General features: G+C 64.5%; 11 protein-coding genes. 7 read left to right on the forward strand and 4 right to left on the reverse strand.

Going from position 1 to position 12326, the window contains the following annotated elements; translation table 11 throughout:
* The first annotated feature begins 52 nt into the window (after window positions 1–52).
* Genes AC0L21_RS23370 through AC0L21_RS23400 form a run of 7 tightly spaced genes read left to right on the forward strand, consistent with a single transcriptional unit; the run spans window position 53 to window position 8070 of the window.
* Window positions 53–1858, forward strand: a complete 1806-nt coding sequence (locus AC0L21_RS23370; RefSeq protein WP_473264136.1) for a gamma-glutamyltransferase family protein — start codon at window positions 53–55, stop codon at window positions 1856–1858.
* A 9-nt stretch (window positions 1859–1867) separates the two neighbouring features.
* Window positions 1868–2578: a DUF1028 domain-containing protein gene (locus AC0L21_RS23375; RefSeq protein WP_473264137.1), complete on the forward strand. Its 711-nt coding sequence runs from the start codon at window positions 1868–1870 to the stop codon at window positions 2576–2578.
* Window positions 2575–3564: an ABC transporter ATP-binding protein gene (locus AC0L21_RS23380; protein ID WP_473264138.1), complete on the forward strand. Its 990-nt coding sequence runs from the start codon at window positions 2575–2577 to the stop codon at window positions 3562–3564. The genes AC0L21_RS23375 and AC0L21_RS23380 overlap by 4 nt, the downstream gene beginning before the upstream one ends.
* Window positions 3564–4682 carry an ABC transporter ATP-binding protein gene (locus tag AC0L21_RS23385; protein ID WP_473264139.1) on the forward strand — a complete coding sequence of 373 codons (1119 nt, stop codon included), beginning with the start codon at window positions 3564–3566 and terminating at the stop codon, window positions 4680–4682. The genes AC0L21_RS23380 and AC0L21_RS23385 overlap by 1 nt, the downstream gene beginning before the upstream one ends.
* Before the next feature lie 5 nt (window positions 4683–4687).
* The gene (locus AC0L21_RS23390) at window positions 4688–6205 is read left to right on the forward strand and encodes an ABC transporter substrate-binding protein (RefSeq protein ID WP_473264140.1); all 1518 of its coding nucleotides are present in this window, start codon (window positions 4688–4690) and stop codon (window positions 6203–6205) included.
* A 31-nt stretch (window positions 6206–6236) separates the two neighbouring features.
* The gene (locus tag AC0L21_RS23395) at window positions 6237–7178 is read left to right on the forward strand and encodes an ABC transporter permease (RefSeq protein ID WP_035974921.1); all 942 of its coding nucleotides are present in this window, start codon (window positions 6237–6239) and stop codon (window positions 7176–7178) included.
* 4 nt (window positions 7179–7182) lie between these two features.
* Complete coding sequence (locus tag AC0L21_RS23400; RefSeq protein WP_007607862.1) at window positions 7183–8070, forward strand: ABC transporter permease; 888 nt, start codon at window positions 7183–7185, stop codon at window positions 8068–8070.
* Between the two features lie 206 nt (window positions 8071–8276).
* Here AC0L21_RS23400 and cnbZ read toward each other — a convergent pair whose 3' ends face one another.
* From cnbZ to AC0L21_RS23420, 4 genes are all read right to left on the reverse strand, one after another.
* On the reverse strand, window positions 8277–9023 hold the full coding sequence (gene cnbZ / locus AC0L21_RS23405) for a 2-amino-5-chloromuconate deaminase CnbZ (RefSeq protein ID WP_473247592.1): 747 nt from the start codon (window positions 9021–9023) through the stop codon (window positions 8277–8279).
* 9 nt (window positions 9024–9032) lie between these two features.
* Window positions 9033–10283 carry an adenylate/guanylate cyclase domain-containing protein gene (locus AC0L21_RS23410; protein WP_473264141.1) on the reverse strand — a complete coding sequence of 417 codons (1251 nt, stop codon included), beginning with the start codon at window positions 10281–10283 and terminating at the stop codon, window positions 9033–9035.
* Window positions 10280–10669 carry a response regulator gene (locus AC0L21_RS23415; RefSeq protein ID WP_027516726.1) on the reverse strand — a complete coding sequence of 130 codons (390 nt, stop codon included), beginning with the start codon at window positions 10667–10669 and terminating at the stop codon, window positions 10280–10282. The genes AC0L21_RS23410 and AC0L21_RS23415 overlap by 4 nt, the downstream gene beginning before the upstream one ends.
* The coding region (locus AC0L21_RS23420) for an ATP-binding protein (protein ID WP_473264142.1) at window positions 10666–12326 on the reverse strand (1661 nt) is incomplete at its 5' end. The genes AC0L21_RS23420 and AC0L21_RS23415, both read right to left, overlap by 4 nt.

The raw sequence follows: 12326 nt of genomic DNA on the forward strand, positions 1-12326 counted from the left end.
GGCGGCGGCCTGGCCCTGTGATCAATTGCGCGCGCCGCAAATGAGGTAGTCCATGGCCAGCATCGTCAATCCCGATCCCTTCACGACACGCCCCGAGATCGAAGGCACCTTCGGCGTCGTCGCGACCACGCACTGGATCGCGACCGCTATCGGCATGGCCATCCTGGAAAAGGGCGGCAATGCCTTTGACGCCGGCGTCGCCACCGCTTTCACGCTCCAGGTGGTCGAGCCGCATCTGAACGGCCCAGGCGGCGACGTTCCGATCATCGTGCACGACGTGAAGCGCGGCCGCACCGAGGTGATCTGCGGCCAGGGTCCGGCACCGGCCCGCGCCACCATCGCGCATTACAAGAGCGAAGGCCTCGATATGGTGCCCGGCACCGGCCTGCTCGCGGCTTGCGTTCCCGGCACCTTCGAATCCTGGATGATGCTGCTGCGTGACTACGGCACGATGCGCCTGCGCGACGTACTGGAGCCGGCGATCTCCTATGCGCGCGACGGCTATCCGCTGGTCGAGCGCGCCTGCGCCACGATCCAGACCGTCGAGCAATTATTCCGCAAGCACTGGCCGACGTCAGCCGCCGTCTATCTCCCGAACGGCGAAGTGCCAAAGCCCGGCATGCTCTTCACCAACAAGACACTTGCAGCGACCTACGCACGAATTCTGAGTGAAGCCGAAAGCGGCGGCGGCGGCCGCGATGCCGAGATCGAGCGCGCGCGCAAGGCGTGGTCGCAGGGCTTCGTCGCGGAAGCCATCGACAAATTCTGCCGGACCCAGGAGGTGATGGACGTCAGCGGCTCGCCGCACCGCGGCGTGCTGTCGGCCGATGACATGGCGCGCTGGCAGCCGACGGTCGAGGCCCCGCTCACCTACGATTATGGCCGCTACACTGTCTGCAAGGCCGGGGTCTGGAGCCAGGGGCCGGTCACGCTGCAGCAGCTCGCGCTGCTGAAGGGCTTTGCCCTCGATGGGCTCGACCCGACGGGGCCGGAATTCATCCATCTCCAGATCGAATGCGCCAAGCTCGCCTTCGCCGACCGCGAAAAATTCTACGGCGATCCCAGGTTCAGCGAGATCCCGATCGCGACGCTGCTGTCAGATGCTTACAACGACGAACGTCGCAAGTTGGTGACCGAGAAAGCTTCGCTCGATCTCCGGCCTGGCGCGGTCGAGGGCTTCGGCGGCGTGGTCAAGTTGCGCCGCGCCGAAGGCCAACGCGAGGCCGTCGGCGCGCTCGGCGCCGGCGAACCAACCGTGGGGCGCTTCGGCGAGGTGCGCGGCGACACCGTGCATTTCGACATTATCGACAAGGCCGGCAACATGGTGTCGTCGACGCCGTCGGGAGGCTGGCTGCAATCCTCACCTGTCATTCCCGAGCTGGGTTTCTGCCTCGGCAGCCGCGCACAAATGTTCGATTTGGAAGAGAATCAACCGAGCTCGCTCGCGCCGGGCAAACGGCCGCGCACGACCCTGTCGCCGAGCATGGCGTTGCGCGACGGCGAGCCTTATCTCGCCTGGGGCTCGCCCGGCGGCGACCAGCAGGACCAATGGATCACGCAGTTTTTCCTGCGGCACGTCCATTGCAATCTGAATCTTCAGGAAGCCATCGACGCCCCGGCCTGGCACTCCGAGCATTTCCCGATCTCGTTCTGGCCCCGCACCGCGCGCCCCGGCGTGCTCGTGGTCGAAAACCGTGTGCCGAAGGCGACGATCGAGAATCTTCGCGAACGCGGACATATCGTCGAGGTCGGGCCGGATTGGTCGGAAGGCCGCCTCACCGCGGCCTCGCGCGTCGGTCCGCGCCGCCGTGCCGCCGCCAATCCGCGCGGCATGCAGGGCTACGCCGCAGGGCGCTAAAGGCAGCACATGACCTGGTCGATCATCGCGCGCGATTCTGCTACCGGCCAGTTCGGCATCGCCGTTGCCACGCGGTTCTTCGCCGTCGGCGCGCGTGTCCCCTACATCGCGGCGGGCCTTGGCGCCATCGCGACGCAGGCTTTCGTCAATCCCTATTACGGCATCGACGGCGTCAAGCTGCTGCGTGAAGGTCTCAATGCGCACGACGTGCTGGCTGCCCTGCTCGCCACCGACGACGGCCGCGAGAGCCGCCAGATCCACATCATGGACGCGAGCGGCGCGATTGCTGCGCATACCGGTCGCGACTGCGTGGATTGGTGCGGGCACATTGCGGGCAGCGGCTTCTCGATCGCCGGCAACATGCTCGCGGGCGCCGATGTGCTCGAGGAGACCGCAAAAACCTATATCGCCAATGACAGTCTGCCCTTCCCGCGCCGCCTGCTCGCCGCGATGCGCGCGGGCGAAGCCGCCGGCGGCGACAAGCGCGGCAAGCAGTCCGCCGCGCTCCTGATCCACGGCGAGGAGGAATGGCCGGCGCTGGACATCCGCGCCGACGATCATCCCGATCCACTTGGTGAGCTCGAGCGGCTCGAGCGGGTCAGCCACGAGCTCTGGGTCCACTTCCGCGCCTCCATGCCGACGCGGCAGAACCCGGCCGGCAACACCGATCGCAGTGTCATCGACGCCAGCATCGCCGCAGCGCGCGCAAGACAATCATGAACCCGAGCCCCCTGATCGAGATCAAGGATCTGCGTATTCGCTTTCACGGCGACGACGGCCGCGTCACCTACGCGGTCGACGGTGTCGATCTCAGCGTCGCCAATGGCGCGACGCTCGGCCTCGTTGGTGAATCCGGCTGCGGTAAGAGCGTGACGTCGCTGGCGATCATGGGCCTGCTGCCGAAGCAGAGCGCGGAAATCTCCGGCGCGATCCGCTTCGACGGTTTCGACCTGCTCAAGACGTCGGACCAGACGCTGCGCGACCTTCGCGGCAACCGACTCGCCATGATCTTTCAGGAGCCAATGACCTCGCTCAATCCGAGCTTCACCATCGGCGATCAGATCGTCGAGACGATTTTGCGCCATCGCGGCGGTTCGCGCAGGAGTGCGCGCGAGCGGGCGATCGATCTGCTGCGTCGCGTCCACATCCCCTCGCCCGAGCGGCGGATCGACGAATATCCGCACAAGCTCTCCGGCGGCATGCGCCAGCGCGTCATGATCGCAATGGCGCTTGCCTGCGACCCGCGGCTGCTGATCGCGGACGAGCCAACCACCGCGCTCGATGTCACCCTGCAGGCGCAGATCCTGGAGCTGATGCGCGAGTTGAAGGCGGCGAGCGGCGCGGCCATCATCCTGATCACCCACGATCTCGGCGTCGTCGCCGAAGTCTGCGACGAGGTCGCGGTGATGTATGCCGGCGAGATCGTCGAGCGCGCGCCGGTGGACGAGTTGTTCTCGGCGCCGCAGCATCCCTACACCGTCGGCCTGCTCGGCTCGATTCCGCGGCTCGACCATCGTGCCGAACAGCTCGCCACCATCGAGGGCATGGTGCCGAACATGGCGCAGCCGCCCGCGGGCTGTCGCTTCGCCGCACGCTGCCCCTTCGTGCTGGACGCCTGCACCAAGGCGCCGCCGCCGCTGGTCGAAGTCAGTCCCGGCCACCTCTCGCGCTGCATCCGCGCGCCGCTCCAACGTCTGGTGTCGTGATGGCTCTGCTCGAGGTCCACGGCCTGGTCAAGCATTTCGTCGCCGAGCGTTCGCTGTTCGGCCGGGCGCTGGCGCATGTCAAAGCCGTTGATGGCGTTTCCTTCTCGCTCGACGCCGGCAAGACGCTGGCGCTGGTCGGTGAATCCGGCTGCGGCAAATCCACCGTCAGCCGCCTGGTGCTGCGGCTGATCGAGCCGGATGCAGGCACAATCCGTTTCGAAGGCCGCGATCTGCTGTCGCTCGACGCCGGCGCGCTACGCGCCTTTCGCCGCGAGGCCCAGATCATCTTCCAGGATCCCTACGCCTCGCTCAATCCGCGCATGACCGTCGGCCAGATCCTGACCGAGCCGCTGGCTCTGCACGATCTGGTGCCGCCCGCCCGGCGGCGCGAACGCATCGAGGAGATCTTGCGGCTGGTCGGGCTAGAGCCGCGGCTGGCGCGGCGTTACCCGCACGAATTTTCCGGCGGCCAGCGCCAGCGCATTGCCATCGCCCGCGCGCTCGCGGTCGAGCCGAAACTGATCATCTGCGATGAGCCGGTCTCGGCGCTCGACGTCTCGATCCGCTCGCAGATCCTCAATCTGCTGCGCGAGCTCCAGGACCGGCTTGGGCTGGCCTACATTTTCGTTTCGCACGACCTCGCGGTGGTCAAGCACATCGCCGACCACGTGGCGGTGATGAATCTCGGCCAAATCGTCGAAGCGGCTGCGGCGGACGCACTGTTCGCCGCGCCGCGTCATCCCTACAGCCGGGCTCTATTGTCCGCGATCCCGGTGCCTAAACCGCGGGCAAAGCGCAGCCGGATTGTGCTGCAGGGAGAGATCCCCAGCGCGCTCAATCCGCCGCCGGGATGCCGCTTCCACACCCGCTGTCCCTACGTGGTCGACCGTTGCCGCAGCGAAATGCCTCAGCTCGTGGGGGATGGCATCGGACATGCAACGGCGTGCCACCGAACGTCGGAACTGCCGTCGTCCGAGGCGATCGTCCCGACGGACGGCGGCTTCTCCCCGGTTCTCGAAAAATTGGTCGCCGCCTTCAGCGGCGGCCCGGAAGCAGTCCGCGGCAGCGGGGTTAGTTCATTGGGGACGAACCCGCCATGGCCGCAAAACAGAGGTTGAGAGCGATGAGTCCTATGCGTTTGGCACTCCTGGCGTCGGCATTGCTGACGTCGCTCGCAGGCGCGGCCCAGGCCCAGGCCCAGACCACGCTTCGCATCGGCATTGCCGAGGATCCTGACATCCTCGATCCCAGCATCGGCCGCACCTATGTCGGCCGCATCGTCTTCTCTGCCTTCTGCGACAAGCTGTTCGACATCGACGAGAAGCTCAACATCGTGCCGCAGCTCGCGCTGTCGCATGAGACGTCGGCCGACGGCAAGGAGATGACGATCAAGCTCCGGCCCAACGTGAAATTCCACGACGGCGAGCCGCTCGACGCGGAAGCGGCAAAGTTCTCGATCGAGCGTCACATGACGCTACCGACCTCGTTCCGCAAGTCCGAGCTTGCCAGCGTCGACCACGTCGAGGTCGTCGATCCCCTGACCATCAAGCTGGTACTCAAGACGCCTTACTCCCCGCTGATCGCGCAGCTGACTGATCGCTCCGGCATGATGGTGTCGCCGAAGGCCGCCAAGGAAGCCGGCGACAAGTTCGGCCTGCATCCGGTCTGCGCCGGTCCCTACAAGTTCGTCGAGCGCGTGCAGCAGGACCGCATGGTCTTCGAAAAATTCGCCGACTACTGGAACAAGGACAACATCCATATCGACCGCGTGGTGTTCCTGCCGATCGTCGATGCCACGGTGCGCCTTGCCAACCTGAAGTCCGGCGGGCTCGATCTGATCGAGCGCGTGCTCGCCACCGATATCAAGGATGTGCGTGCAGATTCGCGGCTCGTGCTGTCGACGGCGCCCGAGCTCGGCTATTATGGCCTGACCGTCAATATCGGCAACGACAAAGCGAAAGGGCCGCTCAGCCAGTCGGCGAAAGTACGCCAAGCGCTCGATCTGTCGATCGATCGCGAAGCTCTCAATCAAGTCGTCTTCAACGGCGAGTTCACGCCCGGCAACCAATGGGTCAGCCCGACCCATCCCTATTACCAGAAGGCCTTTCCGGTCCGTGGCCGCGACGTCGCAAAGGCGAAGGCGCTGCTGAAGGAGGCGGGCGTCACCACGCCGATAACGGTCGATTACATGATTCCCAAGGGCGCGGAGAACGAAGCGGTTGCCCAGGTGATCCAGTCGATGGCCGCGGAAGCGGGCTTCGACATCAAGATCCGCGCGGTCGAATTCGCGACCACCTTCAAGCAGGCCCAGGCCGGCGAGTTCCAGATCTTCCAGATCAACTGGAGCGGCCGTATCGATCCCGACGGCAACTCCTATATCTTCATGCGCAGCAAGGCACCGCAGAACGACGGCGTCTATTCGAATCCGGAGGCCGACAAGCTGCTGGAAGAAGGAAGGGCGACATCCAACGTCGAGGAGCGGAAGGCGATCTACGCCAAGCTGAACAAGATCCTGCTCGACGACCTGCCGATCATATACATCTATCACCGCACGCTCCTGATCGCGCACACGACCAAGCTCCAGGGCTATAAGCAGGTGCCAGATGGCCTCGTGCGCGTGGTCGGGCTGAAGTTCAAGTGAGCACGGCGTCGCCTGACACGCGGCCGGCGCCATGCTGAACTTCCTCGCCCGCCGCATTGTGCAGATCGTGCCGACACTGTTCTTCGTGTCGGTGCTGATCTTCTCGCTCCAGCAATTGTTGCCGGGTGATCCGGCGCTGGTGATGGCCGGTGAGGAGCGCGACCCCGCCGTGATCGAGCAGATCCGCCAGCAATACCGGCTCGATCAGCCAATTCCCGTGCAGTACGTCTACTGGCTCAAGGGAGTCCTGACCGGCAATTTCGGTGAATCGCTGCGCAACAAGATGCCGGTGCGCGAGCTGATCGCGCAGAAGCTGCCGGTGACGCTCCAGCTCGGCTCGATGGCAATGTTGATCGCGCTCCTGATCGGTATTCCCGCCGGCATCGTCTCCGCCGTGAAGAAGGGCACCGTCTGGGACTACGGCGCCAATTTGTTCGCGCTGTGGGGCATCTCGACGCCGAATTTCTGGCTCGGCATCATGCTGATCTTCCTGTTCTCGATCGAACTCGGCTGGCTGCCGGCGTCCGGCTACGTGCCGCTGACCGAGAACTGGCGTGCGAGCCTCGCCGCCACCATCATGCCGGCCTTCGTGCTCGGCAACGCGATTTCCGCGGTCCTGATGCGGCACACCCGGAGCGCCATGCTGCAGGTGCTGGAAAGCGACTACGTCCGCACCGCGCGCGCCAAGGGATTGTCCGAACGCTCGGTCATCCTCAAGCACGCCATGCGCAACGCACTCACGCCGATCATCACGCTCGGCGCGCTCGAGCTCGGCACGCTATTGTCGGGAGCGGTCCTGACCGAGCAGATCTTCTCGATTCCCGGTTTCGGCAAGCTGATCGTGGACGCCGTGTTCAACCGCGACTACGCGGTCGTACAGGGCGTCGTGCTGGTGACGGCGACGGTCTACATCACGCTGAACCTGGTTGCCGATATCGCCTACATCCTCGTCAATCCACGGCTGCGGGGCTAGATACATGACCGATGCCGTCCTGCCCGCTGCTCTCGTCGCGCAAGCTGACGAGCTGGACAGCCCGGCGCGTCGCGCCCGGCGGCGCCTGTTCAAACGCAAGGCCGCAGTGTTCGGACTTGTCATGATCAGTTTGTTCGTCGGCTTCGCGGCTCTCGCGCCGCTCGTCGTGCCCTACGATCCCATCGCGACGAGCTGGAGCCTGGTCCGCAAGCCGCCCACGGCGGCGCACTGGTTCGGCACCGACGAGCTCGGTCGCGACATCCTGAGCCGCGTCGTCTACGGTGCCCGGGCGTCGTTGCTCGCGGGCCTCATCTCGGTCGCGATCGCGCTGGGCGTCGGCGTTCCGCTCGGCCTGCTTGCCGGCTATCGCGGCGGCTTCGTCGATGCGCTGATCAGCCGGATGACCGACGCAATGCTGGCCTGCCCATTCCTGATCCTGGCAATCGCGCTCGCCGCATTCCTCGGTCCGAGCCTCGGCAACGCCATGATCGCGATCGGCATCTCGGCAACCCCGATCTTCATCCGCCTGACCCGCGGCCAGGTGCTGAACGTCAAGGCCGAGGACTATGTCGAGGCGGCGCGCGCGCTCGGCAATCCGCCGTGGCGAATCGCGTTCTCGCATATCCTGCCGAACATCCTGCCCGCACTGCTGGTGCAGGCCACGCTGTCGATTGCGGCCGCCATCATCGCCGAAGCTGCGCTGTCCTTCCTTGGCCTCGGCCAGCAGCCGCCGGCGCCATCCTGGGGCAGCATGCTCAATGCAGCGCAGCGCTTCCTGACCCAGGCGCCCTGGATGGCGATCTGGCCGGGGCTAGCGATCTTCCTCGTGGTGCTGTCGCTGAACCTGCTCGGCGACGGCCTGCGAGACGCGCTCGATCCAAGGCAGCGCTAGAGCGGAATGAGAATAGGTTGAATTGAGCGGCTCCGGGCTCGGTGCACCTCTCCCGCTTGCGGGAGAGGTCGGCGCAACGCGCCGGGTGAGGGCTCTCTCCTTTTGGGGGTTCTCGATTGCGGAAATACCCTCCCCCGCAAGCGGGAGAGGGAGCACACCTCCCCCGTTGCAGCAAACGAGCCTGATCTCACCGGTCCTTGGTCTAGCTAGATCACGGTCTCCCGCATCACCCGGCGGCAATCCATCTCGTATTCGAGATCGACCACAGGCGGCCGGGCATAGTGCCAGGTCAGGCCGGACCGCAACGCCCCGCGGCGGACGAGTTCGTCGACCAGCGCGTGGTGGAAGTCGTGCACGGAATAGGCCTGCACGCCGGTCGTGTCCTTCCAGCCGAAGCCGAAGGCCGTCATCCTGTTCTCCATCTGGGAGGTCGTCGTGAAGCGCACCTTCTCGCGAAGGCCGTCCGGGCTGAGGTCGCGGTAGCGCACGGTGCGCTCGACATAGGTCCCATTGCCCTCGCGCGCCTCGGCGCCGCCTGATATCACGAAGCTCGGCGTCTTCGAGCTTGTCGGGCGCGTGAAGGAGAACGCGTAGAACGACGGCTCGGCGGGTGGATCGATCTCCGGACAGACATTGCTGCGCGCCACAGGATTGGTGGTGCCGTCGAAGATGTTCCATTCGGACAACGTCTTCACATAGTGCAGGTTGAACGCGCGAAAGCCTTCCTCGCTGAAGGCCGCGGGCGAGCGCAGTTCGCAGGCGCAGAACGCCGTGAGCGGCCGCCCCGCCTCCTGAATATACTTCGCGGCAAGTGCAAACCCTTCCGCAAGCGGCACCAGGCGGTCGAAGCGGACGCGCTCGATCTCATAGCCGTCATTCGCGGCCGCACCGGCCGAATACTGGAATACGGACGGAATGAAACGGTAATTGCCGGTGGAGAATTCACCAATCATGTCGGACTCCTATTCCAGTTGCATGCGAATGCCCTTGGCGCCGTTAAGCAGGCGCTTCAGGTGAAAGCCAGCCAGGGAATCGCCGGCATGCATTCCGACCAGCGCGGCGAAGGCTGGCATGGCGGCGGCATCCCCGGCTTCCATCTTGGCAAACGCCTCGGAATACAGCGCCGTTTCCGGCGCAGCGAATTGGGCCGGCGTCAGTGGCTCGAACGCGCGCAACGGCTCGCTGCGTCCGCGCAGCGTCAGCTCACCGACAGGGCGACCCCGGAAATTCTCGGCCGCCTCGGCGATGCCGGCACTGACGCAAATCCGCGTGCCCAGATGCTTGTTCGCGGCTTCCAGCCGCGCCGCGATGTTGATGGAGTCGCCATACGCGGTGTAGTCGAAAAACCGGTTGCCGCCGAAATTTCCGACCAGCGCCGGCCCGGCGTGAATGCCGATGCGGGTGGCGCCGAAATTCACGCCTCTCGCTTTCCAGCGCGCGGAAAAATCCTCCGCCCAGACGTCGAGATCGTGCGCACAGGCGACCGCGCGCGTCGCATAGTCGGGCTGATCGCCGGGCGCGTTGAAGAGCACCTGGATCGCATCGCCGATGATCTTGGCAACCGTCCCCTCATGCGCGAAGACGATTTCGGTCATGCCGCCGACATATTCGTTGAGAAGCGCACCCAGCGTCTCCGGCGGCGCAGTTTCGACCAGCGAGGTGAAGCCGGTAATGTCAGTGAAGATGGTCGCGATATCGCGCCACTGCACTTCGATTCCCTCGCTCTCTCCGTTGGCCGCCAAGCGCTTGGCGAGCTCGGGCGAGAAATGACGCGAGAGCGCGGCATGGGCGCGCTCTGCTTCAGCCTGGCGGCCTCGCACCTCACGCAGCATTTCGATATGGCGGATGGTCTTCTGGATCGTCGTCTCCAGGTCGGCGAAGTCGATCGGCTTGGTCAGGAAGTCGAACGCGCCGCGGTTCATGGCAGTGCGAATATTGCTCATGTCGCCATAGGCCGAGACGATGATGGTGGACTTCTTGTCTTCGGCTTCCTGGAGCTTCGCCAGCAGCGACAGCCCGTCCATCCTGGGCATGTTGATGTCGGAGACCACCATGTCGACATGCGGGTTCTGCTCGAGCGACTGTAGCGCTTCGAGGCCGTCGCGGGCGAACATGATGGTCACCAACCCATCGCGAATCTGCTTGCGGAATTTTTGCAGGACCAACGCCTCGAGATCCGGCTCGTCGTCGACGAAAAGGATGGTCGCGGTCATGCGGCTTGCCCGAGCCTCGTGTCGATTTCCTGCCGCAGCAGCGCGAAATCGATCGGCTTGGTGAGAAGTCCGACTGCGCCGCGCTCGATCGCCTTCCGACGCGTCTCGGCATCGCCATAGGCGGTGATCATGATGACGGGAACGTCCGGATGCGCGTCACGCACCTTCGGCAGCATGTCGAGCCCGCTCATGCCGGGCATGTTGATGTCGGACAGAATCAGGATCAACGAGGGATCGCGAACCTCCGCGGCGAGCTTCAGCGCATCGGGTGCGGAAGGCGCGAATTCCATCTGGAAGCGGCCGGCGCGCAAATCGCGCCGAAACTGCTGCCGGAACAGCGCCTCGACGTCGGGCTCGTCATCGACGACCAGGATGTAAACGTTCAAGTCTTGCCTCCGGAAGTGTCGCCCGCCGCCATCATGCGCGGCAGGGTGATGATGAACTCGGTGAACACACCGGGCTCGGTGTTCACGTCGATCGTACCGCCGTGCTGATTCACGACGATGTCATGGCTCATGGAAAGGCCAAGGCCGGTGCCCTCGCCGGCCGGCTTGGTGGTGAAGAAGGGATTGAACATCTTCTCCCTCACCTCCGACGGGATCCCGGTGCCGTTGTCGCGAATGCGGATCTCGAGCTTGTCGCCGAGAGTTTTGGTTGCCGCGCGCAAGGTGGGCTCGAAGGCGTCTGCGGCGCTCTCCTTGCGTTTGGCGGTGGCGTAGAAGCCGTTCGAGATCAGATTGAGGAAGACGCGCGTGATTTCCTGCGGATAGACATCGACCATGCCCGCCGCGGGGTCGAAGCCGCGCTCGATCGTGACGTTGAAGCCGGGCCTTTCGACACGTGCGCCGTGATAGGCGAGATTAAGGCTCTCCTCCAGGATCGCGTTGATATCGCTGGGGCGATGCTCGCCGGAGCCCTCGCGCGAATGCAGCAGCATGTTCCTGACGATGGAATCGGCGCGCTTGCCATGCTGTACCACTTTTTCGAGGTTGCTCTTCAGCATGCCAGTCAGCTCCTCGACCTCCTCTTTTGTCGTGCCGTCGAGCGAGGCCGCTTGCAAGGCCTCGTTGAGCTCGTCGATCAGCTCGGTCGAGACCGCCGAGAAATTGTTGACGAAATTGAGCGGGTTCTTGATCTCGTGCGCGATCCCCGCCGTGAGCTGGCCGAGGGACGCCAGCTTCTCGGTCTGGATCAGACGGTCCTGCGCGGTGCGAAGATCGTCAAGGGATTGCGACAGCTCCGTCGTACGCTTGCGCAACTCGTTCAGAAGCCGCGTATTCTCGATTGCGATGACGGCTTGCTTCGTGAAGTTCTCAACCAACGCGATCTGCTTGTCGGTGAACGGCCGGACCTCCTTGCGATAAACCGCGACGGTTCCGATCAGCTCGCTGTCCCTCATCATGGGCACGATGACGATCGTGCGGGCGCCGGCAACGTCGGAGATTCCACGAATGGTCGGACCTCCGGCCAGATAGGCCGGAGTTTGTTGCACATCGTGAACGCGGACAACCTGACGTGTCCTGACGACCTCAGCAAGCGCGCTCTCCGGATGAGGACGGATCGCCATATCTTTCCGCGAAGCCGCGAACGCGGGCGGCACATTGTAATCCGCAGCAATCGTGAAACTCTCACCATTCCACAAATTCATCACGCCGAAACTCGCGCCACAGACGCGTGTGGCATTCTCGAGCATCTTGTTGAACACCGGCGCGAGTTCGCCCGGAGACGAGCTGATGACCTGCAACACTTCCGACGTAGCCGTTTGTTGCTCGAGCGACTCGGTCAACTCGGCCGTTCTCACCTCGACCTTTTTCTCCAGGTCTGCATACGATTCCTGCAGGCGCTCGCCCATGTGGTTGAACTGGTCTGCGAGACCCTCGAGCTCGTCACCGGTTCTGATCGAGATGCGCTGGGAGAAATCGCCGCTACCGATGCGCTCGGCGCCGCTCCGCAGCGCCTGGATCGGCCCGACCATGCGGCGCGCGAGGAATATCCCGGCAAGCACCGCGAAGATCGACGCCGCGAGCAGCACGAATGCAAGCC

Source organism: Bradyrhizobium sp. WSM4873, from assembly GCF_055811355.1.

What these genes read in the sequence shown, in the direction of transcription:
- AC0L21_RS23395 (WP_035974921.1), top strand. Translation starts at nt 6,237, where the DNA reads ATGCTGAACTTCCTCGCCCGCCGCATTGTGCAGATCGTGCCGACACTG.
- AC0L21_RS23410 (WP_473264141.1), bottom strand. Translation starts at nt 10,283, where the DNA reads ATGACCGCGACCATCCTTTTCGTCGACGACGAGCCGGATCTCGAGGCG.
- AC0L21_RS23370 (WP_473264136.1), top strand. Translation starts at nt 53, where the DNA reads ATGGCCAGCATCGTCAATCCCGATCCCTTCACGACACGCCCCGAGATC.
- AC0L21_RS23400 (WP_007607862.1), top strand. Translation starts at nt 7,183, where the DNA reads ATGACCGATGCCGTCCTGCCCGCTGCTCTCGTCGCGCAAGCTGACGAG.
- cnbZ (WP_473247592.1), bottom strand. Translation starts at nt 9,023, where the DNA reads ATGATTGGTGAATTCTCCACCGGCAATTACCGTTTCATTCCGTCCGTA.
- AC0L21_RS23385 (WP_473264139.1), top strand. Translation starts at nt 3,564, where the DNA reads ATGGCTCTGCTCGAGGTCCACGGCCTGGTCAAGCATTTCGTCGCCGAG.
- AC0L21_RS23390 (WP_473264140.1), top strand. Translation starts at nt 4,688, where the DNA reads ATGAGTCCTATGCGTTTGGCACTCCTGGCGTCGGCATTGCTGACGTCG.
- AC0L21_RS23380 (WP_473264138.1), top strand. Translation starts at nt 2,575, where the DNA reads ATGAACCCGAGCCCCCTGATCGAGATCAAGGATCTGCGTATTCGCTTT.
- AC0L21_RS23375 (WP_473264137.1), top strand. Translation starts at nt 1,868, where the DNA reads ATGACCTGGTCGATCATCGCGCGCGATTCTGCTACCGGCCAGTTCGGC.